At 61.3% G+C, this 25018-nt stretch carries 22 protein-coding genes; 13 read left to right on the top strand and 9 right to left on the bottom strand.

Annotated features, from left to right (window positions below):
* Positions 1 to 103: 103 nt before the first annotated feature.
* Entirely contained in the window at positions 104 to 1402 is a 1299-nt protein-coding gene (locus BBF94_RS20870) for an MFS transporter (RefSeq protein WP_065260863.1), read from the bottom strand.
* 502 nt (positions 1403 to 1904) lie between these two features.
* Between BBF94_RS20870 and BBF94_RS20875 the strand changes: the two genes are divergently transcribed.
* Entirely contained in the window at positions 1905 to 2309 is a 405-nt protein-coding gene (locus BBF94_RS20875) for an acyl-CoA thioesterase (RefSeq protein ID WP_003229628.1), read from the top strand.
* 59 nt (positions 2310 to 2368) lie between these two features.
* Positions 2369 to 3280 carry a D-hexose-6-phosphate mutarotase gene (locus BBF94_RS20880; RefSeq protein WP_065260864.1) on the top strand — a complete coding sequence of 304 codons (912 nt, stop codon included), beginning with the start codon at positions 2369 to 2371 and terminating at the stop codon, positions 3278 to 3280.
* Between the two features lie 113 nt (positions 3281 to 3393).
* Here BBF94_RS20880 and BBF94_RS20885 read toward each other — a convergent pair whose 3' ends face one another.
* The 5 genes from BBF94_RS20885 to BBF94_RS20905 form a co-directional block, all read right to left on the bottom strand.
* A complete protein-coding gene (locus BBF94_RS20885) occupies positions 3394 to 3930 on the bottom strand; it encodes a DUF3299 domain-containing protein (protein ID WP_065260865.1) in 537 nt (178 codons plus the stop codon).
* Positions 3931 to 4019: 89 nt separating this feature from the next.
* On the bottom strand, positions 4020 to 4265 hold the full coding sequence (locus BBF94_RS20890; RefSeq protein WP_065260866.1) for a GlsB/YeaQ/YmgE family stress response membrane protein: 246 nt from the start codon (positions 4263 to 4265) through the stop codon (positions 4020 to 4022).
* A 112-nt stretch (positions 4266 to 4377) separates the two neighbouring features.
* Positions 4378 to 5460 (bottom strand): 5-(carboxyamino)imidazole ribonucleotide synthase, encoded by a 1083-nt coding sequence (locus BBF94_RS20895; protein ID WP_065260867.1) that lies wholly within the window; start codon positions 5458 to 5460, stop codon positions 4378 to 4380.
* Positions 5461 to 5470: 10 nt separating this feature from the next.
* Positions 5471 to 5962, bottom strand: coding sequence for a 5-(carboxyamino)imidazole ribonucleotide mutase (purE, locus tag BBF94_RS20900; RefSeq protein WP_003229641.1), 492 nt, complete (start codon positions 5960 to 5962; stop codon positions 5471 to 5473).
* Between the two features lie 264 nt (positions 5963 to 6226).
* Positions 6227 to 7135 carry a LysR substrate-binding domain-containing protein gene (locus BBF94_RS20905; protein ID WP_065260868.1) on the bottom strand — a complete coding sequence of 303 codons (909 nt, stop codon included), beginning with the start codon at positions 7133 to 7135 and terminating at the stop codon, positions 6227 to 6229.
* Positions 7136 to 7314: 179 nt separating this feature from the next.
* On the opposite strand from BBF94_RS20905, the gene aspA reads away from it, so the two are divergent.
* The 8 genes from aspA to BBF94_RS28310 all read left to right on the top strand — a co-directional run bounded on the left by aspA (position 7315) and on the right by BBF94_RS28310 (position 19755).
* The gene (gene aspA / locus BBF94_RS20910; RefSeq protein ID WP_065260932.1) at positions 7315 to 8739 is read left to right on the top strand and encodes an aspartate ammonia-lyase; all 1425 of its coding nucleotides are present in this window, start codon (positions 7315 to 7317) and stop codon (positions 8737 to 8739) included.
* A 441-nt stretch (positions 8740 to 9180) separates the two neighbouring features.
* Positions 9181 to 10626, top strand: coding sequence for an alanine/glycine:cation symporter family protein (locus tag BBF94_RS20915; RefSeq protein WP_065260869.1), 1446 nt, complete (start codon positions 9181 to 9183; stop codon positions 10624 to 10626).
* A gap of 103 nt (positions 10627 to 10729) precedes the next feature.
* Positions 10730 to 11734, top strand: coding sequence for an asparaginase (locus BBF94_RS20920; RefSeq protein WP_065260870.1), 1005 nt, complete (start codon positions 10730 to 10732; stop codon positions 11732 to 11734).
* 89 nt (positions 11735 to 11823) lie between these two features.
* Positions 11824 to 12822: an AraC family transcriptional regulator gene (locus BBF94_RS20925; RefSeq protein ID WP_065260871.1), complete on the top strand. Its 999-nt coding sequence runs from the start codon at positions 11824 to 11826 to the stop codon at positions 12820 to 12822.
* 132 nt (positions 12823 to 12954) lie between these two features.
* Positions 12955 to 13980 carry a histone deacetylase family protein gene (locus BBF94_RS20930; protein WP_065260872.1) on the top strand — a complete coding sequence of 342 codons (1026 nt, stop codon included), beginning with the start codon at positions 12955 to 12957 and terminating at the stop codon, positions 13978 to 13980.
* Entirely contained in the window at positions 13977 to 15077 is a 1101-nt protein-coding gene (locus BBF94_RS20935) for a polyamine ABC transporter substrate-binding protein (protein WP_065260873.1), read from the top strand. Before BBF94_RS20930 ends, BBF94_RS20935 begins: the two co-directional genes overlap by 4 nt.
* Before the next feature lie 140 nt (positions 15078 to 15217).
* Positions 15218 to 18001, top strand: a complete 2784-nt coding sequence (locus tag BBF94_RS28305; RefSeq protein ID WP_318656119.1) for a dermonecrotic toxin domain-containing protein — start codon at positions 15218 to 15220, stop codon at positions 17999 to 18001.
* Positions 17974 to 19755: a hypothetical protein gene (locus tag BBF94_RS28310; RefSeq protein ID WP_318656120.1), complete on the top strand. Its 1782-nt coding sequence runs from the start codon at positions 17974 to 17976 to the stop codon at positions 19753 to 19755. Before BBF94_RS28305 ends, BBF94_RS28310 begins: the two co-directional genes overlap by 28 nt.
* 36 nt (positions 19756 to 19791) lie before the next feature.
* Here the strand turns inward: BBF94_RS28310 and pdxR are convergent, their stop codons facing one another.
* A complete protein-coding gene (gene pdxR / locus BBF94_RS20945) occupies positions 19792 to 21345 on the bottom strand; it encodes a MocR-like pyridoxine biosynthesis transcription factor PdxR (protein WP_065260874.1) in 1554 nt (517 codons plus the stop codon).
* Between the two features lie 92 nt (positions 21346 to 21437).
* On the opposite strand from pdxR, the gene BBF94_RS20950 reads away from it, so the two are divergent.
* The 3 genes from BBF94_RS20950 to BBF94_RS20960 are packed head-to-tail and all read left to right on the top strand — an operon-like array spanning position 21438 to position 23202.
* On the top strand, positions 21438 to 22061 hold the full coding sequence (locus BBF94_RS20950) for an FMN-binding negative transcriptional regulator (protein ID WP_065260875.1): 624 nt from the start codon (positions 21438 to 21440) through the stop codon (positions 22059 to 22061).
* A 10-nt stretch (positions 22062 to 22071) separates the two neighbouring features.
* Positions 22072 to 22518, top strand: coding sequence for a GNAT family N-acetyltransferase (locus BBF94_RS20955; protein ID WP_065260876.1), 447 nt, complete (start codon positions 22072 to 22074; stop codon positions 22516 to 22518).
* 12 nt (positions 22519 to 22530) lie between these two features.
* Complete coding sequence (locus BBF94_RS20960) at positions 22531 to 23202, top strand: GNAT family N-acetyltransferase (protein ID WP_065260877.1); 672 nt, start codon at positions 22531 to 22533, stop codon at positions 23200 to 23202.
* A gap of 30 nt (positions 23203 to 23232) precedes the next feature.
* Here the strand turns inward: BBF94_RS20960 and BBF94_RS20965 are convergent, their stop codons facing one another.
* On the bottom strand, positions 23233 to 23511 hold the full coding sequence (locus BBF94_RS20965) for a helix-turn-helix domain-containing protein (RefSeq protein WP_065260878.1): 279 nt from the start codon (positions 23509 to 23511) through the stop codon (positions 23233 to 23235).
* A complete protein-coding gene (locus BBF94_RS20970) occupies positions 23508 to 24857 on the bottom strand; it encodes a HipA domain-containing protein (protein WP_065260879.1) in 1350 nt (449 codons plus the stop codon). The genes BBF94_RS20965 and BBF94_RS20970 overlap by 4 nt, the downstream gene beginning before the upstream one ends.
* Positions 24858 to 25018: the final 161 nt, after the last annotated feature.

The raw sequence follows: 25018 nt of genomic DNA on the forward strand, positions 1-25018 counted from the left end.
ACGCCGCCAGGGACGCTCGGCGTCCGGCTTCAAGACGTGACGCGGAGCGTCACAGGATGCATTCCCACGCGGGAGCGTGGGAACGATCAGCGTATGGGAGGACTCAGCGATCTTTGCTCCACAGCCACCCGCCGACCAGAATCCCCATCCCGCACAGCACCGCCACATAGTAGGCAGGCCCCATCGCACTTTCTTTCAGCAGCAGGCTGACCACCATCGGGGTCAGGCCACCAAAGATCGCGTAGGCGACGTTATAGGAGAAGGACAGACCGCTGAAGCGCACCACCGGCGGGAATGCCTTGACCATCACGTATGGCACCGCGCCGATGGTGCCGACCAGGAAACCGGTCAGCGCATACAGCGGGAACAGCCAGCCCGGGTGATCGGCGAGGCTGTGATAGAAGGTCCAGGAACTGGCCAGCAGACCCAGGCAGCCGAACACGAACACGCGACCGGCACCGAAGCGATCCGCCAGTGCGCCGGAAATGATGCAACCGAAGCTCAGGAATACGATGGCCAGGCTGTTGGATTGCAGCGCCACCGTCGGCGAGAAGTGATAGACCGTCTGCAGCACGGTCGGGGTCATCAGGATCACCACGACGATGCCGGCGGACAGCAGCCAGGTCAGCAGCATCGAGACCGCGATGGCCCCGCGATGGTCACGCAGCACTGCGCGCAGCGGCACTTCTTCGGCCAGGGCCTTGCGCAGCTGCAGTTCGGCGAACACCGGGGTTTCGTGCAGCCAGCGGCGCAGGTAGACCGAGAACAGGCCGAACACGCCGCCGAGCAGGAACGGAATCCGCCAGGCGTAATCCGAGACTTCCACCGGTGTATAAATGCTGTTGATCGCGGTGGCGACCAGCGAACCGAGCAGGATGCCCGCCGTCAGGCCGCTGGTCAGGGTGCCGCAGGCATAGCCGATGTGCTTGCCGGGGACGTGTTCGGAAACGAAGACCCATGCCCCCGGCACTTCGCCGCCGATCGCCGCGCCCTGGATCACGCGCATCAACAACAGCAGGATCGGCGCCCACAGGCCGATCTGCGCGTAGGTTGGCAGCAGGCCCATGATCAAGGTCGGGACGGCCATCATGAAGATGCTGAGTGTGAACATCTTCTTGCGCCCCAGCAGGTCGCCGAAATGCGCCATGACGATACCGCCCAGCGGCCGCGCCAGGTAGCCGGCGGCAAAAATGCCGAAGGTCTGCATCAGGCGCAGCCACTCGGGCATGTCGGCGGGGAAGAACAACTTGCCGACCACGGTGGCAAAGAACACGAAAATGATGAAATCGTAGAACTCCAGCGCGCCACCCAGGGCCGATAGCGAGAGAGTCTTGTAGTCATTGCGGGTCAGGGGTCGTGCGGGCTGGTCCGGCTGCGCGATGCTCGAGGGCGCTGTGGTCATGGCAAGGTCTTCTCTTATAGTCGGATCTGCCGCCACAACAACGCTGGCTGTGGCTCGGGCAGGTTCGGCACCATAGCAAATTGTTCGAAAAAGCACATAGAGGCGCGCATTTGACGGCCGAAATGAGAACCGGATGGTCGTCGCGGAGTCTACCGACCGATATACTCGCAATCCTGCTCCGGCTTGTAAGGGGTTGCTGTGCGAAAACGTTGCTGTCATCCGACGCTGTGAGAACGTAGCGAGCGAAAGCAAGACAAGGAAAAAACAGGCTTGGACGCGGAGTTTACGGGTTGTAAATGAGCAGTCCGAGCCTGTTTTTGACGCAGGATTGCTGAGCGCAGTAGTTCTCACAGTGTCGGCAGCCGGTTTCGCAGAGTTTCCCTTCAGTTGCCTTATGGAAAACGTGACGAACGTAGTATGTTCGGTGCTGAATCGTTTTTCCTGAAGACGGCTACCACCAGCAATACCAAACGAAGAGTCACGGGTCCGAGGCACCCCCGGCATGATAGAACTCGAACAAGAAGATCCGATCCCGCAAGGCGACCTGGCCCTGCAAATCACCGCACTTCCCCGCGAAACCAACGGCTTTGGCGATATTTTCGGCGGCTGGCTGGTGGCGCAGATGGACCTGGCCGGTACGGCGATGGCCAGCCGCGTCGCCGGTGGTCGTGTTGCGACCGTTGCCATCGATCGCATGGCGTTTCTGGTGCCGGTGGCTGTCGGCGCGCAGTTGTCCTTTTATACCCAGACCCTGGAAATCGGCCGCAGCTCGATCCAGATGATGGTCGAGGTGTGGAGCGACGATCCGTTGTCCAGCGAGTGGCGTAAAGTGACCGAAGCCGTGTTCGTGTTCGTGGCCATCGATGGCAGCGGTCGCACTCGTTCGGTTCCACCGCGCGCACGTTAAACCTTGCGCCCGTTCGCAGGTCGATAGTCGTCCCAAGTTGCTGATTCGAGAGTTGTCCCATGAACACGCCCAATGTTGAAGCCGTGAAACTGGATGAACTGAACTGCTGGCGCATCCGCCACGGTCAGGCCGAAGTGCTGGTGGCCCAGCAAGGCGCGCACATCCTCAGTTATCAGGTGGACGGCCAGCCGCCGCTGATCTGGCTGAACGACAAGGCCGTGTTCAAGACCGGCAAAAGCATCCGCGCCGGTGTGCCGGTGTGCTGGCCGTGGTTCGGCGTCTTCGCCCGCAACCCGCAGAGCGTGCAGGCGATGCGTGTCAGCGAAGAGCCGGCGGCGGCTCACGGCTTTGTCCGGGCAACGGACTGGGAACTGGGCGGCATCGAAACCGAGGGCGAAAGCCTGAAGGTGGAATTCACCCTGCCCTGCCCCGAAGGCGGGTTTCCCGGTTGGCCGCATCAGGTCGACCTGACGCTGACCCTGCGCCTCGACGATCAGTTGCACATCAGCCTGACCAGCCACAACCGTGGCACCGATACGGTCAGCATCAGCCAGGCGCTGCACAGTTATTTCGCCGTCAGCGATGTGCGCAACGTGCGCGTCGAAGGGGTGGAAGGTCTGGATTACATCGAGACGCTGGACGACTGGAACACTCACCACCAGCAAGGCGATCTACGTTTTGCCGGGGAAACCGACCGCATCTACCTCGATGCTCCGCCGCACTTGAGCATCGTCGATCCCGCCTGGGAGCGGCGCATCGTGCTGACGGCAACCGGCTCACGCAGCGCCGTGATCTGGAACCCGTGGATCGACCGTGCCGCCGCGTTCAGCGACATGGACAACGACGGCTGGCAGCGCATGCTGTGCATCGAGACGGCGAATGTGATGGATGACGTGGTGACCCTGGCACCGCAGGCCAGTCACACCCTGGGTGTCAGCGTCGGCAGCAAGCCGCTTCAATCGATACCGTAAACAAAATGTGGGAGCGAGCCTGCTCGCGAATGCGTTACGTCAGCCACCCTTTCAGGATCTGATACAGCGCTTTCGCGAACGGGCTCGCTCCCACAGTTGTTTTGCGGTGACCATCAGAGATCGGACTCCTGCACCACCCGCACCTTGTCGGCGTCCAGCGCATAAGCCGCATCGGCCAGATCGTTGCTGACCTTTTCGATCTTCAACGTGCCGGTCACCCACAGCGGCGTGTAGATGTCATCCAGCTTCAGACCCTTTGGATAACGCACCAGCACCAGTTGGTTCGGCGGCGGTGGCGGCACGTGGATGCACGCGCCCGGGTACGGCACCAGGAAGAACAACGTGCTACGGCCCTTGGCGTCGGATTCCAGCGGCACCGGGTAACCCCCGATGCGGATGTGCTTGTCGTTCATCGACGCCACGGTCTTGGTCGAATACATCACCGCCGGCAAACCCTTGGCCTGCTTCATCCCGCCTTTCTGGGTGAAGGTGCCGGTGGCTTCCGGGGAGTTGTGGTCGATTTCCGGCATGGCCTCGAGGGCTTTCTGATCCGACTTGGGCATCAGCTCCAGCCAGTCGGTTTCCGGCAGTTCGCCGGCATGGGCCAGACCGCAGCCCAGCAAAAGGAGAGTCAACAGAAAACGGCGCATGGAGATGCTCGTAGAAGGAGGAAACGGTCAATCGCCGAGCATTCTAGCCCTCTCCCCGGGTTTGGCGGAGAGGGCCTTGTCGCTTTGGATCAGTTCTTTTTGATCAGGCCGTAGATCACCAGCAGGATGATCGCACCCACCAGCGCGCCGAAGAAGCCTGCGCCCTGACCCGCCTGATAAATGCCCAGGGCCTGGCCGCCGTAGGTGGCTGCCAGCGAACCGCCGATACCCAGCAGGATGGTCATGATCCAGCCCATGCTGTCATCGCCCGGTTTGAGGAACCGCGCAAGCAGGCCGACGATCAGGCCGATAAAGATGGTTCCGATAATTCCCATGGCATTTCCCTCTGAATTGGTCGTTATGCAAAAGCCTAGTCAGACTTTGGCATCCTGCCATCAGAGAACGGCGGCCCCTTAATGGTTCCGCCGCTGCCAGATGAAACTCTCGTTACTCGGCGATCAGCGCCTCGACCTTGAGGATCTGCTGCTCGAGGGTCGCCTTGTCCTTGCAGCGCAGGTTGGCGTGACCGACCTTGCGCCCGGCCTTGAAGGCCTTGCCGTAGTGATGCAGATGGCAATCGTCGATGGCGATGACCTTTTCAACCGGCGGCACGACGCCGATGAAGTTGAGCATCGCGCTCTCGCCGACCTTGGCGGTGGACCCCAGCGGCAGACCGGCAACGGCCCGCAGGTGGTTTTCGAACTGGCTGCACTCGGCACCTTCGGTGGTCCAGTGCCCGGAGTTGTGTACGCGCGGGGCGATTTCGTTGGCCTTGAGGCCGCCGTCGACTTCGAAGAATTCGAACGCCATCACGCCGACATAGTCCAGTTGCTTGAGCACGCGGCTGGAATAGTCTTCAGCCAGGGCCTGCAGCGGGTGATCGGAACTGGCGACCGACAGTTTGAGAATGCCGCTCTCGTGGGTGTTGTGCACCAGTGGATAGAATTTCGTCTCGCCATCGCGGGCGCGCACGGCAATCAGCGACACTTCACCGGTGAACGGCACGAAGCCTTCCAGCAGGCACGGCACGCTGCCGAGTTCAGCGAAAGTATCGACCACGTCTTCCGGCTTGCGCAGGACTTTCTGGCCCTTGCCGTCGTAACCCAGGGTGCGGGTTTTCAGCACGGCCGGCAGACCGATCGACGCGACGGCGGCATCCAGGTCGGCTTGCGACTGGATGTCGGCGAACGCCGGGGTCGGAATCCCCAGGTCCTTGAACATGCTTTTCTCGAACCAGCGGTCGCGGGCGATGCGCAGGGCTTCGGCGCTCGGGTAGACCGGCACGAACTGCGAAAGGAAGGCCACGGTCTCGGCGGGGACGCTTTCGAACTCGAAGGTCACCAGATCGACTTCATCGGCCAGTTGCCGCAGGTGATCCTGATCGCCGTAATCGGCCCGCAGGTGTTCGCCCAGCGCAGCGGCGCAAGCATCCGGCGCCGGGTCGAGGAATGCGAAGTTCATGCCCAGCGGAGTACCCGCCAGGGCCAACATGCGACCCAACTGGCCGCCACCGATTACACCGATCTTCATCTCGACACCCTCAGGCAATACGTGGGTCTGGATTGTCCAGGACGCTGTCTGTCTGCTCGGCACGGAAGGTCTTCAGTACCGCGTGGAATTGTGGATGCTTGGCGCCCAGGATGCTCGCCGATAGCAGCGCGGCGTTGATCGCACCCGCCTTGCCGATGGCCAGGGTGGCAACCGGGATGCCCGCCGGCATCTGCACGATCGACAGCAGCGAATCGACGCCCGAGAGCATGGACGACTGCACCGGCACGCCCAGCACCGGCAGGTGGGTCTTGGCCGCACACATGCCTGGCAGGTGGGCTGCGCCACCGGCACCGGCGATGATCACCTCGATGCCGCGGCCTTCGGCCTCTTCGGCGTACTGGAACAGCAGATCCGGGGTGCGGTGGGCGGAAACCACCTTGACCTCGTACGGGATGCCGAGCTTTTCCAGCATATCGGCGGTGTGGCTAAGGGTGGACCAATCGGACTTGGAGCCCATGATCACGCCAACCAGTGCACTCATCGTCGCGCCTCTTCTCTCTGGGCGCCCGCAGGCGCGTCAAAAACAACAAGCCACGCAGATTGCGTGGCTTGTTGTAGGAAAAATGGCCGGACGAACCGGCCGAAGGCCGCGCAGTATACCGCAAAGAAAGCAATAAACAGCCCCCGTTGCGACCATCTGTCATCTGCCGCAAAAGCCCGGTTTTATTGACTCGAAGGTCAGTGACAGAACACCGCAAATGCCCTGTGGGAGCGAGCTTGCTCCCACAATGGGCTCTGCGGTGGCTCAGGAAGCTTGCGCCGCGCCGCCTTCCAGCTTGCGCCACAACAGCCGAACGTTGGCCTTGCGCACCAGCGCGCAGCGGTACAGGCGAATTTCCAGCGGCACATGCCACTGCGGGCCGCCGCACACCACCAGTTCGCCCCGGGCCAGTTCATTCCGCACGCTCAATTGCGGAACCCAGGCGATACCCAGGCCTTCCAGGGCCATGCTTTTCAGACTGTCGGCCATGGCGGTTTCATAAATCGTGGTGAAACGCAGCTGACGCTGACGCAGCAAACCGTTCACCGATCGCCCGAGAAACGCTCCGGCGCTGTAGGCCAGCAGCGGCACGCTGGCGTCACCTTCCAGATCGAACAACGGCTTGCCGTTGGCGTCCGCCGCGCACACCGGGAGCATTTCGGTCTGGCCCAAATGCAGCGAGGGGAAGATTTCCGGGTCCATCTGCATCGCTGCATCCGGGTCGTAGAACGCCAGCATCAGATCACAGCCACCCTCACGCAGCGCGTGCACGGCATCGCCGACGTTGGTCGCCACCAGCCGCGTGGCGATGTTCAGGCCTTCGTTACGCAGCTGCGCGATCCAGCGCGGGAAAAAGCCCAGCGCCAGCGAGTGCGCCGCCGCGACCTGGATGACTTCGCCCTGCCCGCCTTCCAGATGATGCAAATGGCGCAGCACTTCGCCAAGCTGTTCGACCACAGTGCGCGCGGTCACCAGAAACAGTTGCCCTGCCGCCGTCAGCTCCACCGGCGTGCGCGAGCGGTTGACCAGCGTCAAGCCGAGCGCGGCCTCCAGGCTGCGGATCCGCCGGCTGAACGCCGGCTGGGTCACGAAGCGCCGTTCGGCCGCCTGCGAAAAGCTGCGGGTAGCGGCCAAAGCACTGAAGTCTTCAAGCCATTTGCTTTCCAGATTCATCACTCCTCCCGGACACGCACCAAAACAGGTCACACGTCTGCCGCGCACGCGGCGTCACACGGGCATTATGCCGAATATGCATAGGGCAGTGTTTAACAGCATTGGCCCAAAAAATCGCAGAAGCCTAGGATTCGCAGCGTTCCGGCACAGACCGGGTCCATATCGAGATGATTTCCATCATGTCCTCCGCTGCATCTTTCCGCACAGAAAACGATCTGCTTGGCTCCCTTGAAGTCCCTGCTGAAGCGTATTACGGCATCCAGACCCTGCGAGCGGTGAACAACTTCCGCCTCTCCGGCGTTCCGATTTCGCATTACCCGAAACTGGTTGTCGGCCTGGCAATGGTCAAACAGGCCGCCGCTGACGCCAACCGTGAGCTGGGCCACCTGAGCGAAGCCAAGCACGCTGCCATCAGCGAAGCCTGTGCACGTCTGATCCGCGGTGATTTCCACGAAGAGTTCGTGGTCGACATGATTCAAGGTGGCGCCGGTACGTCCACCAACATGAACGCCAACGAAGTGATCGCCAACATCGCGCTGGAAGCGATGGGTCACCAGAAAGGCGAATACCAGTACCTGCACCCGAACGACGACGTCAACATGGCGCAGTCGACCAACGACGCTTATCCAACCGCGATCCGCCTGGGTCTGCTGCTGGGTCACGACGCGCTGCTGGCCAGCCTCGACAGCCTGATCCAGGCGTTCGCGGCCAAGGGTGAAGAATTCAATCACGTCCTGAAAATGGGTCGTACCCAGCTGCAGGACGCCGTGCCGATGACCCTGGGTCAAGAGTTCCGCGCCTTCGCCACCACCATGAGTGAAGACCTGGCCCGTCTGAAGACGCTGGCTCCGGAAGTCCTGACCGAAGTGAACCTGGGCGGCACCGCGATCGGCACCGGCATCAACGCCGACCCGCGCTATCAGGCCCTGGCGGTACAGCGTCTGGCGCTGATCAGCGGTCAACCGCTGGTACCGGCTGCCGACCTGATCGAGGCCACCTCCGACATGGGCGCCTTCGTGCTGTTCTCCGGCATGCTCAAGCGCACGGCGGTCAAGCTGTCGAAGATCTGCAACGACCTGCGCCTGCTGTCCAGCGGCCCGCGCACCGGCATCAACGAAATCAACCTGCCGGCGCGTCAGCCAGGCAGCTCGATCATGCCAGGCAAGGTCAACCCGGTCATTCCGGAAGCCGTGAACCAGGTGGCCTTCCAGGTCATCGGCAACGATCTGGCGCTGACCATGGCGGCCGAAGGCGGCCAACTGCAACTGAACGTGATGGAGCCGCTGATCGCTTTCAAGATCCTCGACTCGATCCGTCTGCTGCAACGCGCCATGGACATGCTGCGCGAGCACTGCATCGTCGGCATCACCGCCAACGAAGCCCGCTGCCGCGAACTGGTCGAACACTCGATCGGTCTGGTTACCGCGCTGAACCCGTACATCGGCTACAAAAACGCCACCCGCATCGCCCGTATCGCGCTCGAAAGCGGCCGCGGCGTGCTGGAACTGGTGCGTGAGGAAGGCCTGCTCGACGATGCCATGCTCGCCGACATCCTGCGCCCGGAAAACATGATTGCTCCGCGTCTGGTGCCTCTGAAGGCCTGATCCGACGCGTTACTCGTAGCACCGCTCACCAGGTCGAGGGACTAGACACCTCTCACCTTTTGAGGGCTTGGGGGACTCTCCCCAAGCCCTTTTTTTTAACTGTTTGAACCTGAGAACCGTATGTATGAAAGCTGGCTGAACACCGGCTTTCAGACAAACCCGACGCCGGTAACGTCGGGTGTTTCAAAGCTTCGTTTCGTCGCTTGCACCACAACCGTGCAGACGGGCGCCGCACTGATCGGTATAGTGCCGCCCCTCTTCGCGTGAGCGGTCGTCGGTAACGAGGCCATAACCCATGCGAAACCCGAACTAATAACAAACCCGCGATATGGAACCGGGACGAACCTTCGCCTCGCCTGTTGTGCCGCACGCACACCGGTGTAACGCGATGTTTCCGACCATCCAGTATTTGCTTACACAAAAAACAGCGAGGAAAAATCCATGCTCGAAGTCATCAACGACTTCCTCTCAGGGAAAGTACTGATCGTGCTCATTGTCGGGCTCGGTAGCTACTTCACGATTCGCTCGCGTTTCGTCCAGTTGCGTCACTTCGGCCACATGTTCGCGGTGTTCCGCGACAGCCTCAAAGGCAACGCCGGTCAACTCAGCTCGTTCCAGGCCCTGATGCTCAGCCTCGCCGGCCGTGTCGGTGCGGGCAACATCGCCGGTGTCGGCATCGCCGTGACCCTCGGTGGTCCGGGCGCCGTGTTCTGGATGTGGGTGACCGCTCTGGTCGGCATGTCCAGCAGCTTCTTCGAATGCACCCTGGCCCAGGTCTACAAGCGCGCCGACGGTGACGGTCTGTACCGTGGCGGTCCGGCCTACTACATCCAGCACGGCCTGAAGCTCAAAGGCATGGCGGTGGTGTTCTCCATCCTGCTGCTGGTGACCTACGGCTTCGCCTTCATCGGCCTGCAGTCCTACACCGTGACCCATTCGCTGCAGAACGCCTTCGCCTTCGACCCGCGTCACACCGGTATCGTCCTGGCGGTGCTGCTGGCCATTACCTTCATCGGTGGCATCAAACGCATCGCTGCGGTGTCCGACCTGCTGGTACCGATCAAGACCCTGGCCTACATCGCCGTGACTCTGTATGTGATCGGCACCCAGATCGAACACGTGCCGGCCATGCTGGAAACCATCTTCAAGAGCGCCTTCGGCCTCGACCCGGCTTTCGGCGGCCTGCTTGGCAGCGCCATCGTCATGGGCGTGAAGCGTGGCGTGTTCGCCAACGAAGCGGGCCTGGGCAGTGCGCCGAACGTCGCTGCCGTGGCTGCGGTGAAGCACCCGGGCGCCCAGGGCGTGGTCCAGGCCTTCAGCGTGTTCCTCGACACCTTCGTGATCTGCACCTGCACCGCGCTGCTGATCCTGCTGTCGGGCTTCTACACGCCGGGCTTCGAAGGTGACGGTATCGTCCTGACCCAGAACTCGCTGGCCGCCGTGGTCGGTGACTGGGGCCGCCTGTTCGTCAGCGTGGCACTGTCGCTGTTCGTCTTCACCTGCATCCTCTACAACTACTACCTGGGCGAAAACAGCCTGCAGTTCCTCAGCCGCAACCGCGCTGTGCTGATGACGTTCCGTGGTCTGGTACTGGCGCTGGTGGTATGGGGTTCGATGCAGGACCTGTCGACCGTGTTTGCCTTCGCCGACATCACCATGACCTGCCTGGCCTTCGTCAACCTGATGGCCCTGGCCATGCTGTTCAAGGTCGGTCTGCGCGTAATGCGCGACTACGACGAGCAGCGCCGTGCTGGTGTCGACCAGCCGGTGTTCGACGCCAGCAAGTTCAGCGATCTGGACCTGGACCTGAAAGCCTGGCCAACCGACTCCTCGGTTGCTGCGAAGGCGGACGCTCAGGCGCAAGGCATCCCTGCAGCGCAACGCTGATGGGTGAATGACGGGCGCATCCCCTGCGCCCGTCAGTTACAGTTCGAAAAACTGTGGGAGCGAGCTTGCTCCCACAGGAACTCATCGTTTCGGAGAACTCCCCATGAATTCCTCGACCTACCCTGCCGCCCGGCACGTCATGGTGCTGTACACCGGTGGCACCATCGGCATGCAGGCCAGCGCGAACGGCCTGGCGCCGGCTTCCGGTTTCGAAGCGCGGATGCGCGACTACCTGCACAGCCAGCCCGAGCTGATCGTGCCGCAGTGGCGCTTTCGCGAAATGGCGCCGCTGATCGACAGCGCCAACATGACGCCGGTCTACTGGCAGCAACTGCGTGAAGCCGTGGTCGACGCCGTCGATGTGCAAGGCTGCGACAGTGTGCTGATCCTGCACGGCACCGACACCCTGGCCTACAGCGCCGCCGCCATGAGCTTCCAGCTGCTGGGCCTGAATGCCCGCGTGTGCTTCACCGGCTCGATGCTGCCGGCCGGCGTTACCGACAGCGACGCCTGGGAAAACCTCAGCGGCGCGCTGGTCGCCCTCGGCCACGGCCTGGCGCCGGGCGTGCATCTGTATTTCCACGGCGAGCTGCTGGCTCCGACCCGTTGCGCAAAAGTGCGCAGCTTCGGCCGTCATCCGTTCAAACGTCTGGAGCGTCAGGGCGGCGGCGTGAAAGCCACGTCCCTGCCGGCAGCACTGAACTACAACCAGCCGAGGCAACTGGCCAGGGTTGCAGTGCTGCCACTGTTCCCGGGCATCGGCGCCGAGATCATCGACGGTTTGCTCGTCAGCGGCATTCAGGGTCTGGTGCTGGAGTGCTACGGCAGCGGCACCGGGCCGAGCGACAACCCGGAGTTTCTCGCCAGCCTCGGTCGGGCACGGGATAAAGGTGTCGTGGTGGTTGCGGTCACGCAGTGTCATGAGGGCGGCGTGGAGCTGGATATCTACGAAGCCGGCAGCCGCTTGCGGGGCGTTGGCGTGCTGTCCGGTGGCGGCATGACTCGCGAAGCAGCGTTCGGCAAGTTGAATGCCTTGCTGGGTGCAGGTCTCGAGACGGCTGAAGTGCGGCGCCTGGTCGAACTCGACCTGTGCGGCGAGCTCATCTGATCGCAACCGGCTGTGGGAGCAACCGTCGCTCCCACGGGCCCGGCATGTAACTTGCTGCCGTTTCCAGCACCCCAAGGCTGGAAGATCCCATGCTCCACTCCCACCTCACGACGCTCAATGCGGTCTCGTTGATCCTCAACACCTTCAAGACCGAAGGCCTTTCCAGCGAAGCGCTGCTGGCCGGCAGCGGCATCAGCGCGGCGGATCTGAGCCGGGCCGACACCCGCATCACCACCAATCAGGAAATGCAGGTGTGCGCCAACGCCGTCGCGCTCAAGCACGACATCGGCCTGGAGCTGGGCCGACGCATGCATGTTTCCTGCTACGGCATCCTCGGTTACGCGCTACTGACCTGTGCCACCTTCGGTGACGCCTTGCGGCTGGCGATCCGTTATCCGGCGCTGCTGGGAACACTTTTCGAACTGAGCCTGGAGGACGACGGCGAGCGCGTCTGGTTCGTCGCCGCCGATTACCGCGAGAGTCCGGCGATGGCCGTGTTCAATGCCGAATTCTGTCTGGTGTCGCTGAAAGTCATCTGCGACGACCTGCTCGGTCATTCACTGCCACTGCTGGCCGCCCGTTTCGAGCACGCCGCTCCGGACTACCGCGACAGCTACGCCGAACACTTCAATGCCCCTCTGCACTTCGGTGCCAGGGACAATGCCTTCGCTTTCGACCGGCGCTGGCTCGACCAACCGCTGCCACTGGCCGACATCATCACCCACCAGGCCATGGCCGAGCGTTGCCGCAAACAGAACATCGAGTTCACCGGTCGTCAGGCGTGGCTCGGGCGTATCCGCCAGCTGCTCGGCGCGCAACTCAACGCCGCGCCGGGGCTGGAAGGTCTGGCGCAGCAGATGAACTGCTCGCCACGCACCTTGCGCCGGCATCTGAAGGACATGGGTTGCAGCTATCAGGAACTGCTCGACGAACTGCGCTTCGAGCGAGCCAAACAGATGCTCTGCGAGGATCAGCTACCCATCTACCGCATCGCCGAAACCCTGGGTTTCAGCGAGACCGCAAGCTTCCGCCATGCCTTCGTGCGCTGGAGCGGCGTGGCACCCAGTCAGTTCCGTCCACACGGTTAAACCGTCGAGGGGCGATATCAGGTCAGCATTTTTGGCCATATCGATCCCCTTTTGGCCTCTCTGGCCGTTTTCCGATGCGCGCTACGCCGCAACACTGGGGCCCACCGAATCAGCCCCTGCGGAGAACAACAAATGCTGACGATCTACTCTGACGATCACCATCTGCACCATGGCCGCTGCGAATTGATCGACGGCCAGCTCAAGCCTTGCTTCGAGATGCCGTCCCGCGCCGACCACGTGCTGCAACGGGTAAAAACCCAAAACCTCGGCCCGGTCGAAGCGCCGAAGGATTTTGGCCTCGGACCGATCGAACGCATCCACAGCCGCGATTACCTCGATTTCTTCAAAGGCGCCTGGGCGCGCTGGACCGAATTCAACACCGACGGCGACTTGCTGCCTTACACCTGGCCGGCGCGCACCCTGCGTCAGGTCAAACCCACCAGCCTGCACGGCCAGCTTGGCTATTACAGCTTCGACGGCGGCGCGCCGATCACCGCTGGCACCTGGCAAGCGGCGTACAGCGCAGCGCAGGTTGCGCTGACCGCTCAAGCGGAAATCCAGCGCGGCGCCCGTGGGGCTTTCGCCCTGTGCCGTCCACCGGGACACCACGCTGCCGGCGACTTGATGGGCGGCTATTGCTACCTCAACAACGCTGCCATTGCCGCCCAGGCCTTCCTCGATCAGGGCCACAGGAAGGTCGCGATCCTCGACGTCGACTACCACCACGGCAACGGCACCCAATCGATTTTCTACGAGCGCAGCGATGTGTTGTTCACCTCGATCCACGGCCACCCGGAAGCGGAATTCCCGTTCTTCCTCGGTTACGAAGACGAGCGCGGCGAAGGGGCCGGCGAGGGCTTCAACTTCAACTATCCGCTGCCGGCCGGCTCCGGCTGGGATGTCTGGAGCGCTGCGCTGGGTCAGGCCTGCCGGGAGATCGAAAACTTCGGTGCCGACATCATCGTCGTGTCGCTGGGTGTCGACACCTTCAAGGACGACCCGATCTCGCAGTTCAAGCTCGACAGCCCGGACTACCTGGCCATGGGCAAACGCATCGCCGCCCTCGGCAAACCGACCCTGTTCGTCATGGAAGGTGGCTACGCAGTGGAAGAAATCGGCATCAATGCGGTGAACGTGCTGGAAGGTTTCGAGTCATGAAAAGTCTCAAGCACTTCATCGCTCCCGCGCTGTGCGCGGCGCTGCTGAGCGGCGTGGCCCACGCCGAAGAACGCACCCTGCGCGTCTACAACTGGTTCGACTACATCACCCCCAAGGCACTGGAGGATTTCAAGGCGCAGAACAGTCAGACCAAACTGGTCTACGACATCTTCGACACCAACGAAGCGCTGGAAGCCAAGCTGCTGACCGGCAACTCCGGCTACGACGTGGTGGTGCCGTCCAACGTGTTCCTGGCCAAGCAGATCGAGGCCGGGGTGTTCCAGCCGCTGGATCGCAGCCAGTTGCCGAACTGGAACCACCTCGATCCGAAACTGATGAAGCTGATCGAGGCCAACGACCCGGGCAACAAATTCGCCGTGCCTTACATGTATGGCACCATCCTGATCGGCTTCAACCCGGCAAAGGTCAAGGCTGCCTTGGGTGACAACGCGCCGGTGGACAGTTGGGATCTGATCTTCAAGGAAGAAAACATCAGCAAGCTCAAGCAATGCGGCGTCGCTCTGCTCGACTCGCCGTCGGAGATCCTGCCGCTGGCCCTGCGACACTTGGGTCTGGATCCCAACAGCAAGAACCCGGCGGACTACGCCAGGGCCGAAGCGCTGCTGATGAAGATTCGTCCGCACGTGACCTATTTCCATTCGTCCAAATACATGGCCGATATCGCCAACGGTGACATCTGCGTCGCGGTCGGTTACTCCGGCAGCTTCTCCCAGGCCGCCAACCGCGCCAAAGAGGCGAAAAACGGTGTGGTGGTCGACATGCGCCTGCCGAAGGAAGGGGCACCGATCTGGTTCGACATGCTCGCCATCCCGAAAGGCGCGAAGAACCCGCAGGACGCCTACACCTTCATCAACTACCTGCTGCAACCGCAGGTGATCGCGCCGGTCAGCGATTTTGTCGGTTACCCGAACCCGAACAAGGACGCCACCGAGCATGTCGATCCGGCGATCCGCAACAACCCGAATCTGTACCCGACCGATGCGGCGATGAATACGCTGTATACCCTGCAACCGTTGCCTCGGGATGCGGAGCGGGCACGCACCCGGGCGTGGACCAGGATCAAGTCCGGCACCTGACGTCAGCCACCGAAAGACCCGCCTTGGCGGGTCTTTTTTTGCGATAACCATGTACCGCACCGTGCCGTCAGCAAGTCCTTAACGTGTCCCGATCCCGGCGTTGCAGGAGAGCGCCGCTACCGACACACAAGGACACGGACATGCCTGAAACTCTTCGCCCCGATATCGTCGATCTGCAAACCCGGCTGCTGTCCGGACCGTCACTCAGGGACGCAGCATCGAATGCGTTGCGCCCGGCGCTGAACGCTCTGTACCCGAATCTCGACATCGACCCGCAACTGGCAATCGTCGTGACCCCTTCCTGGCGCATCGAAGAGGATCGCGTCGTCGCCGGACCTGAGCAGTTCGAATCACTGACCGACGTCCTGGTACGCCTGGGCGTCCATGGCACTACGGTGACCTGGCTGGATGGCGAACACTTTCTGACGCGACAACCGGGGGGCGGACCGGTCATTCATCTGCCGGTAAAGATCGAAGCTGTGGGTCGCCTGGTCAACGAACTCTCAACGCTCCTCTTCGTGGCGTACCAGGAGCAGCAAATCGCCTACTGGAACACCGCCACCCGGGCTGATGAGCCACGCTGGTATCAGTTGTCGGATGCCTTGCGGGAGCAGTGGAACGTCGTCGATTCACAAGGATGGGACGCCGAACGACTGGCCATGGCCAGAGCCTTGTACCGGTTTCCCGACAAACAACAGCGGCTGCACATCGATCCTTACAAGACACGAGCGTGCCTGATCGATGTCGACCGGGAACACCGTACTGGAGACCGGCACCTGAATGTGCTGCCGATTGCAGTGCTGGCAGGAACTTCGGGCCAGCGCACAATCATCACCACTCACTCCATCACTCGGGGGTTTCGCGATTTCGATTCATTCGATGACCTCGGTGAGGCGCTGGCAGACCTGCTGGCCCGGACGACTCGCACAGAACACTTGAAATGGCGACTGTTCGAGCCCGAAGGCAACTTCTTCGATCAGCAGGCCTGCACGTTGCTGGCGCTGGATGCGGATGTCATCGGTTCATTCGACCTGTCGCAGCGCGCAAGCGATACCTCAGCCTTCCCCGACGGCGAAAGCCTGACAGCGAACACACGGGCAGCGTCTGATTTCGAACAGCTGCGGCCGCTGCTGCCACGCTGGCTGGACAGCGCCTCCACGGCTGATCAGACCTGTTACAGCCGGCACCTGCTGGACCTGGCAATCCTGCAAAACCACACCCGCGGCAAATCCTTTCAACACGAGATTCCCACGCTCCACGCCTACACCGTGGAGCAGTTGACCGCGCAGATTCGCAAGGACCATCCGACGACGCCCGACATCAGGGTCGAAAATATCGAGATCACCATCACCAGCCTGGTCGTGTGGGGTACATTCGTCGTGCCGGGGCAGACAGAAACCCTGACACTGACGCTCATCGAGCTGGCGCTGCAAAACCTCGCCGGTTTGCCGATGGGCATCAAGACTGTTCGCCACGCAGACGGCTCACCGACTCCGGACTGGATGACCCCGCAGTATCTGGAAACCCTGGTGACCACGATGGACATCGGCAATCTCTACCCCGCCATGCTCAAGCGCCGGTTGATCGAAGATCCGATCGAGGCTCCTGCCCTGGGCCAGCTGTACACCGATCAGTTGCCGATCGAGCTGGCACTGCTGGCGTTGCAGTGCAAGATCCGAGGGGCAGCAGGCCTGGATGAGCAGGGTTATCGCTATGTCATCGCCGCCCTCGCCACGGCCCCCGCTGACCGGCTGGTGAACGGTCAAAGGATTGTGGTCCGCCCGCTGGCATTCCAGCCCCATCGCACAAACGGCAACACCGACACCGTGGCCAACATGTTCACCATTGGTCCCGAGGATACCGACAAGGGTCCATGCCTGCTCTATCGACCATTGCTCGACCCGCCGCTGATCCAGTATCCGGGCCAGACCAATTTGCTGTATGCGATCCAGCACTCCAGTTCCCTCCGGCAATCGGTACTGGCCTGGTTGCCTGACGACGTGCGCTTCAATTATTCCCAGTACGTGTTTCCCGGCACGCTGATGTCGATATGGACTCTCCCGCAATTGCTGGTCGACCCGACTGTCGCGCTGGACATGACCGGTCCGGTCTCACTGGCGCAGGACAATGCCATCGAAGCGGATGTAGTGACAGCGCTGTTCAATGCCAATGTACAGGCCATGATCACTCAGGCAGACCGTCAGTCCGTGTCCAACGCCGAAGCACGCTGGGCAACGCTCAAGCGCGGTGGCTGGATGTTGTTCAATACCGCCTTGCCCTTCCTGGGTCGCAGCATTGGCACCGCCGCGTGGATCTGGCAAATCATGGATGACATGCAAACCTTGATCGACGCGCAGAACGAACAACCGGGAACCATCGAATGGACGGCCCTGACCGACGTATTGCTCACGCTGGGCATGATCCTCGCCCACCGGGCAGCGTCCAGCCGACAGACTCAACATCGAACGGTCATCACCCCGAAGGAGAAACCCATACCGTTCAAGCCCAAGGTCACGCGTCTTGCGGACATTGGCGGAGCGGTTTTTCCATCGGCACATGAACCATCACTGGTCACCGTGAGCGCCCTGAGTCGGTCAAAGCCGTCACTCGGCATGTTCCTCGACACACTTGAAGTCGAGAAGCCGGCGCCGCTCGTCGGCCCCGCGAGCGCGGGACCGCACCAACACCTCTTCAGCCATGAATCCCGATGGTATGCGCCTGTAGGCGAGCGCTGGTTCGAGGTGTCCATCAACGACGATGAACAGATCCAGATCATTGACTCGCGCCAACGGGTCATTCGTGCGGGGCCGCTGCTGATCCACAACACAGGGGGCCAGTGGTTCATCGATCTGCGATTGCGTCTGCGGGGAGGCGGGCTGGCAGCCGGCGCAAAAAAATGCAGCAGGAGAACCAAAGGCGCCTGAACGAAAAAAAAGTCGCGCTGGCCGCCTTCGAAGCCACCCTGGAGGACAAACAGCAGGAATTGATCAATGTGCGCAAGGCGATGCTTGGCGCTCCCCCGGATGCTGCACCGGCTGCGCGTCAGCACTTTCTTGACACCCTGGATTCACAGATCAGGGCGTACGCTGCCCACACTCAGGAACTCAAGGCACTGAATGCGTTGGAACCGGTTCCGAACTATCGCGCCGCCATCGTCGAGCGACTGTCGCTGCAATTGTTTCTGATGCAGTCCTGGCTAGACGAGCACACCCGGGACTTTCGCGACGGTTTGAGCACCACGCTGACACTGCTGGATGAAGAGCAGCCCCTGAATAACCCTGAGCGCTCGGCATCCTTCACCCGCATGACGGACATGACGCAGGGCATGATCGAAAAGATCGAGCTCGCCAATTCGCGTTTTCAGGAACTCAGCCTGCTGGGCAGGGAAGCCTGTGAAGTCACTCGTGTCTACAAGGCCAAGCTGCCGCCCTTTACACTCAGTGATCTCAAACTGTTGCAGATTACATTGGCCGAACACCTTTGCCTGAAAGAAGCATCCATCCCCAGCCTTGACGCACAGATGAGCCTGGACCGGCTGATCGATGACGCCAGCCTCAACATCCGCAGCGCGCTGGATCTGAGCGGCGATGAAAGTCTGCTCAACCTCGGAGAACGGATCGAGGCCATGGACATGCTGGCCCAACAGTTTTCCACCATCGATCAGCGTTTTATCGATCTCGTCGCCGAATATCCCGAACACGTCATTGCCGATCGCCTGGAACATGTGCGCACACGTGTCGCCGAGTTCAGTCAGGACACGCTGAACCATCTCACGCGTCTACTGCAGGAACGACGCCTCGTCGAGCCGGCACCCGGCCCGTCCAGACCCGTAACGACGCCCACCAAAAAGATCATCAAGACCCGCTTCAAGGGCACGGTTGTCGGTGAACCACGCAAAAGCACCGCTGGCCGGGACACCGGACTGGTAGACGTCAAGGCGCCGCTGACCGGCAAGGTCATTGCCACCTTCCATGAAAAATCCCCCGGTGTATGGTTGCGCCGAGTCACGTCGCGCTCCGTACCGGAGAAGCCCGCGCCCAGGCTGACCGAGAGCCTTGCCGACGGCCAGGCGTTACTCGACGGACTAGCCGCGTTCGACAGGCGCGTGCAGGCCCAGATCAGTCGTGCTCCCAGAATCCCGGCCGAGATACAGGACCTCTACCAGCAACATGCCGGGCGTTTGCGGGAAGTCATCAAACACATCGATCAGTCGCTGCTTGCCAGCAACCGCACCGAAAAGCCGGACAGCGCGGCCATGGTTCTGCGCAACGCCCTCGAAAGCGCAGTCAGCACGCTTCATGAGACAGGCCGCAACACGCGCATCAGAATGATCAAGGAGCAACCACCCACGGCGGCACGGGTGGAGTGGCTCAAAAGTGAGGGCGAAGTGGACATTGCCAGGGTCACCACCCGGCGTCGACTCAAAGGGCCCGGGAAAGACTATCTGGACGAGTACGAGGTGCTTGATCGCAGGACCCGCGAGGTACTGTGGTACGCCCATTTCCACTACGCCAGTATGGCGGATCCCGTCGGATCGTTTACCGCCGCACATTTGAAGACCGTTGCACAAAGACGGTTGGGAGGCGCCATCGAACAGGACAATGCAGGTCAGGAACTGATCGCCATTTATCGTAGCGAGATCAGTCACGCGCAGGCGTCGTCGATGTTCTTCAGTTAATGTCGACAGGCCGCCACGGACGGCCACCTGACGCGACTATCCGACCCAGACCTGACGCAAGCGGGCCAGTGCCGACTCTATCGCCGGTTCCGGCACTGCGGCAAATCCCAGTACCAGACCGGCACGCTGATCGATCGGCGTTGCCGAGTCCGGCAGCCAGTAACTGCTCAAGCCCTGAACTTCCACCTCCACGCTGGCGGCTTGTTCGATCAATTGTCGTTCACGGACCATGCTTTCGACGGTCACCGCAAGATGCAGTCCGGCCGATACGGCCGGCAACTGCCCCACACCGGCCAGACCTTGTGGCCAACCGTTGATCAGGGTGTTGCGCCGACTCAGGGCTGCCCGGCGCATTCGTCGGATGTGCCGCTGAAAGTGCCCTGCCGCCATGAACTCGGCCATCACCGCCTGGGTACTCACTTCGGAGTGCCGGACATCCACCGCGCGCCGATGCGCAAACGCTTTCACCAGCCCGGGCGGCAACACCAGATATCCCAGGCGCAGTGCCGGAAACGCGACCTTGCCGAAAGTGCCGACGTAAAGTACACGGCCCTGGCGGTCGAGCGCAGCCAACGGAGCCAGTGGTGCCCCGGTGTAGCGATACTCGCTGTCATAATCGTCCTCGATGACCCAACCGCCGGTACGCTCCGCCCAGGCCAGCAATTCCAGGCGCCGCGCCAGGCTCATCACCACGCCGGTCGGGTACTGATGAGACGGCGTGACATACGCCACCCGACAATCTTCGGCGGCCGCCAGCGCTGCGCAGTCGATCCCCTCATCGTCAACGGCAATGCCATGCAATCGCCCCCCTGCCAGCGCGAAGGCATGACCCGCTGCGCGGTAGCCGGGATTTTCGATGCCCACACCTGTTCCAGGCTCCACCAGCAACTGTGCACAAAGGCTGATTCCTTGCTGCGCGCCACTGGTGATCACTATTTGCTCAGCCGAACATTGCATGCCGCGTGAACTGCGCAAATAGGCCGCAATCAGTCCGCGAAGCCGCGCGTCGCCTGCCGGGTCGCCGTAACACAGTTGCTGCAGATCGGGCTTGCGCCAGAACGCCGCGTTCAGCTTGGCCCAGACGTCGAACGGGAACAGGTCGAACGCCGGAACGCCCACTCTGAATGCACGTGGCTGACCGCTCGGCGGCGTTGGCAGATGATTTTGTTCAAGCCGCTGCATCGCACCACTGTGGATAACTTTGCTGGATAAATTCCCAGTGGAATCGACGTTTTTTGTGGATAAGGTTGTGGACAAGTCTGTTGAAAGGCCTGTGGATATTTTTGTGGACAGTTTTTCCGCAGGCACCGCCGAGCGTGGCAAATGCGCCACATAAGTCCCGTCCCCGACTCGCCCCTCGATAAAGCCTTCGGCATACAGCTGATCGTAGGCACGCACAACGCTGTTGCGGGAGATCGCCAGCGCTGCTGCCAGATCACGACTGGCCGGCAGGCGCGTGCCGCTGGCCAGGCGCCCGTCGAGTACCCGCAGGCGCAAGGCCTGATAAAGCTGACGACTCAGGCCCTTGCGGCGGTCAAGGTCTATACCGGCCGGGTTGAAAGGCAGCGACGGTGTGGTCGGATCGGGCATGGCAATGGACCTATGAAATTGGCCTTCAATGGCTCTTACAACAGACCAATAGCCTGCCTACGATGCAGGCATTCGCCAAGGAAAATCTCTCCATGTACACGCCCCGCGCCTTTGCCATCGACGACTTGTCCCAACTGCACGAACTGATCCTCGCCACTCGCCTCGCCATCCTGGTGACCCACGGTGAACACGGTTTGCAGGCCAGCCATGTGCCGGTGCTGCTGCATCGTGAACAAGGCCCGAACGGCACGCTGTACGGGCATCTGGCCAAGGCCAATGCGCAATGGAAGGACCTGCGTGACGGCGCCGAGGCCATGGTGATTTTTCCCGGCGCCGATGCCTATGTCAGCCCGGATTTCTACCCGAGCAAGGCCGAGCACGGCAAGGTTGTGCCGACCTGGAACTACGTCGCCGTGCACGCCTACGGTCACGCCGAAACCTTCAGCGATGGGGGGCGGCTGCTGGACATCGTCAGCACCCTCACCGATCGCCATGAGGCCGGCCGCGCCCAGCCCTGGTCGGTCGACGATGCCCCGGCCGACTACATCGACGGCATGCTCAAGGCCATCGTCGGCTTCGCCATCCCGATCAACCGCCTCGAAGGCAAGCGCAAGCTCAGCCAGAACCGCAGCCCCGCCGATATCGCCGGCGTACGCGAAGGCCTGGCCGCCAGCTCCGACATCAACGATCAAACCCTCGCTCACCTGATGCGTTAAGGAAATCACCATGAGTCAGATCGACATCCGTCCGGTCAGCGCCGACGATCACGCCGCATGGCTGCCGCTGTGGCAGGTCTACCTGCGTTTCTACAACACCCAATTGCCGGAGGCCGTCAGCCAAAGCACCTGGCAGCGTTTTCTCGACCCGAACGAACCGACCCACGCTGCACTCGCCTGGGCCGATGGCAAAGCGGTGGGCATGGTGCACTTCATCTATCATCGTTCGAACTGGAGCATCGAGAACTCTTGCTACCTGCAAGACCTGCTGGTGGAGCCGCAAACCCGTGGCACCGGCGTGGGCCGCCTGCTGATCGAACACGTTTACGCCACGGCCAAGGCCGACGGGTGCTGCAAGGTGCACTGGCTGACCCACGAAACCAACGCCACCGCGATCCGGCTCTACGAGCGCATCGCCGAACGCCCGGGTTTCATCCAGTTTCGCAAAGCCATTTAAGGATCTACGCGCATGACGATTTCTCTCGCTGACTGGAAAGGCGTTCCATCGCCTTCGACCACCCTGATCGAAGGCCGCTACATTCGCCTGGAAAAACTCGACCCGGCGCGCCACGGCGACGACCTGTTCAACGCTCTGCAAGGCCCCGGCGCCGATCCGAAACTCTGGGATTACTTGCCCTACGGCCCGTTCCCGGAACGCAGCGCTTTCAATGACTGGCTGAACAACCACGCGGCCCACAGCGATCCGTATTTCTTCAGTGTCATCGACCGCGCCAGCGGCCAGGTGCAAGGCATTCTCAGTCTGATGTCGATCGTCCCGGCTCATGGCCGTATCGAAATCGGCCATGTCACCTTCGGCGCCCCCATGCAGCGCTCGCCGAAAAGCACCGAGGCGGTGTACCTGCTGGCCAGGGAATCCTTTGCCCTCGGCTACCGCCGCCTCGAATGGAAATGCAACAACGGCAACGCCCGCTCCAAATACGCGGCCGAGCGCCTGGGTTTCAGCTTCGAAGGCGTGTTCCGCCAGCACATGGTCGTAAAAGGCCGGAACCGCGATACCGCGTGGTATTCGATTCTGGATACGGAATGGCCGGCCATCGCGGCAGGATTCGAGCGCTGGTTGAGCGATGAGAACCAGACGGCCGAGGGGCAGGTGAAGGGGTTGGTCGAGTGCCGCGGCTGAAACTCGATCGACACTGATCGGGTTGCGGGTTCAGCTGTCATTTCGCCGAACCCGCACCACCCCCATCTTCAGTCCGAACGGGCGGAACACGGCATTCAGCGATTTCAATGTCTGATTACCCTCCCCGTGCTCGATGTGCACCAGCGTACGTACCGAAATCCTGCACATCTTCGCAAACTGGGTCTGATGCAACCCGGTGACCTCCACGCGCAAACGGCGAACGGCTTCACCGATCTCCACGCTTCCCTGAGCCAGTGCTTCTTGAATGCTTTCGATGAGCACGGTGCGCTCGGCGACGGTCATGCTCATTTCAAATCCCACTCTTTCAAACGTTGCTCCAGGTTTTTCAGGTGAACGCCCGGATGATTCATTGTCCGGTCAGGCAAACCGCTGGCGCTCAAAATATCCGGCAACTCGGCCAGGCACTGCGCATCTTCACGCAAGCGCTCGAAAGACTCCGGCGCGTCGGACAATGTCAATGGGTCATCCGGATCGGAAATGTCCGCCAATGCGCGGCAAACACCCCGCCAATCGACATCACCCGCCCTCTCCAGCTCTTTTGGCCACTTGGTCGTGCGGGTCACACCTTCATCATCCATGACCATGGGGGCCAGATCATAAATGGGGGCCAGACGATACGAGTCGACATAACGAATGATTGCGGTGTTGCGACCGTGATTGTCCGAGTTGCCCAGAATCTTGTTGATCAGATCCCGACGTAAATAGTCTGCGACAAGTGCCGGAATCTCATCCGCTTGCCCCGCTTCGCGCCAGAGCCTGGCGAGCATGCGAATGACATCCATATGGTTCATCGCACTTCCCGGCGTCGTCACTCCGGCCAGCGAGTAGATCGACTCCACAGCAAATCGCTCTACACCTCGCTCAGTCACCTGACGATCAAAACGCTGCATCCACAAGCTCGGTTTGCTCGCTTCCTCTAACGCCAGACCTTCCGCTGCGACGGTCTCGATACCCAGTGCCTGAAGCGCCTGGTAGTAATGGAATTCGCTGCGCAGGATGTCTTGATCGGTTTGACTGCCTTTATTTCGGGCAAATTTCACAAACCAGTGCTGACGGACGTTTCCATCCTCCAGCACTGCATCGGGGTACAAAAGACCGGCACGATCCTCAGCCAGAAGAATCTTGGGCGCTTCACCTCCGGCTCCCGTCGCACCGCCGATCGCAGCCCCCATTTCATAAGCGTATTCAAGAAACCGGTGGTCACGGCTGACGACATCCTGGCGCTGAAACCCTATGGGTTTGCGCTCGTCGACAGCCTCGGCTGATTCCTTTATCCGCATATTGCCGATCGGAGCCGGGGTGCAGCGTCCGAGCAGATAAAGATCAGCACTGATGTCTGCAGGTTTCTCCTGCCCCAGACGTGCGAGAAGAAACCTTTTGGCAGCGCCTGCCGGTACAATGTCATGCACGAATGCAGGCGTGATGGATCGCCGGCCTTCCCAATCCAGCGGATACGACGCGCTCACGGCCCTGGAAAACGCAGAGCCAATGGCCTCATAGTCTTCGACCAGATACGCCGACTCGTAACCAAAGCTGCAACGGCTTTCGAAGCCTTTTTCGGGCGAGTCGAAACTCAACACCATCGCGTCGTGCCATTTGCCGGCTTCGAATATCTGCAATGTCAGGTTGTGCATGCGGGTCTCACCTGCAATTAAATGCATCTCTGCAATCGCTTAGTGAATCAGAACTGCAATATAGTGCATTCAAGAAGCACAAGACGATCCCTTATCTGCAATAAAGTGCAGACCAGGCGGCCAAATTTCTCGATAGATGCAAAATAATGCAGATGTCATTG

The sequence above is a fragment of the Pseudomonas bananamidigenes genome (genome assembly GCF_001679645.1).
Lineage (GTDB): Bacteria > Pseudomonadota > Gammaproteobacteria > Pseudomonadales > Pseudomonadaceae > Aquipseudomonas > Aquipseudomonas bananamidigenes.

Coding starts and splice junctions, on each gene's coding strand:
- BBF94_RS20965 (WP_065260878.1), bottom strand. CDS start 23,511: ATGAGCATGACCGTCGCCGAGCGCACCGTGCTCATCGAAAGCATTCAA.
- BBF94_RS20880 (WP_065260864.1), top strand. CDS start 2,369: ATGAACACGCCCAATGTTGAAGCCGTGAAACTGGATGAACTGAACTGC.
- BBF94_RS20875 (WP_003229628.1), top strand. CDS start 1,905: ATGATAGAACTCGAACAAGAAGATCCGATCCCGCAAGGCGACCTGGCC.
- pdxR (WP_065260874.1), bottom strand. CDS start 21,345: ATGCCCGATCCGACCACACCGTCGCTGCCTTTCAACCCGGCCGGTATA.
- BBF94_RS20955 (WP_065260876.1), top strand. CDS start 22,072: ATGAGTCAGATCGACATCCGTCCGGTCAGCGCCGACGATCACGCCGCA.
- BBF94_RS20890 (WP_065260866.1), bottom strand. CDS start 4,265: ATGGGAATTATCGGAACCATCTTTATCGGCCTGATCGTCGGCCTGCTT.
- BBF94_RS20930 (WP_065260872.1), top strand. CDS start 12,955: ATGCTGACGATCTACTCTGACGATCACCATCTGCACCATGGCCGCTGC.
- BBF94_RS20895 (WP_065260867.1), bottom strand. CDS start 5,460: ATGAAGATCGGTGTAATCGGTGGCGGCCAGTTGGGTCGCATGTTGGCC.
- BBF94_RS20925 (WP_065260871.1), top strand. CDS start 11,824: ATGCTCCACTCCCACCTCACGACGCTCAATGCGGTCTCGTTGATCCTC.
- BBF94_RS28310 (WP_318656120.1), top strand. CDS start 17,974: ATGCAGCAGGAGAACCAAAGGCGCCTGAACGAAAAAAAAGTCGCGCTG.
- BBF94_RS20960 (WP_065260877.1), top strand. CDS start 22,531: ATGACGATTTCTCTCGCTGACTGGAAAGGCGTTCCATCGCCTTCGACC.
- BBF94_RS28305 (WP_318656119.1), top strand. CDS start 15,218: ATGCCTGAAACTCTTCGCCCCGATATCGTCGATCTGCAAACCCGGCTG.
- BBF94_RS20870 (WP_065260863.1), bottom strand. CDS start 1,402: ATGACCACAGCGCCCTCGAGCATCGCGCAGCCGGACCAGCCCGCACGA.
- aspA (WP_065260932.1), top strand. CDS start 7,315: ATGTCCTCCGCTGCATCTTTCCGCACAGAAAACGATCTGCTTGGCTCC.
- BBF94_RS20950 (WP_065260875.1), top strand. CDS start 21,438: ATGTACACGCCCCGCGCCTTTGCCATCGACGACTTGTCCCAACTGCAC.
- BBF94_RS20935 (WP_065260873.1), top strand. CDS start 13,977: ATGAAAAGTCTCAAGCACTTCATCGCTCCCGCGCTGTGCGCGGCGCTG.
- BBF94_RS20905 (WP_065260868.1), bottom strand. CDS start 7,135: ATGAATCTGGAAAGCAAATGGCTTGAAGACTTCAGTGCTTTGGCCGCT.
- BBF94_RS20970 (WP_065260879.1), bottom strand. CDS start 24,857: ATGCACAACCTGACATTGCAGATATTCGAAGCCGGCAAATGGCACGAC.
- BBF94_RS20885 (WP_065260865.1), bottom strand. CDS start 3,930: ATGCGCCGTTTTCTGTTGACTCTCCTTTTGCTGGGCTGCGGTCTGGCC.
- BBF94_RS20920 (WP_065260870.1), top strand. CDS start 10,730: ATGAATTCCTCGACCTACCCTGCCGCCCGGCACGTCATGGTGCTGTAC.
- BBF94_RS20915 (WP_065260869.1), top strand. CDS start 9,181: ATGCTCGAAGTCATCAACGACTTCCTCTCAGGGAAAGTACTGATCGTG.
- purE (WP_003229641.1), bottom strand. CDS start 5,962: ATGAGTGCACTGGTTGGCGTGATCATGGGCTCCAAGTCCGATTGGTCC.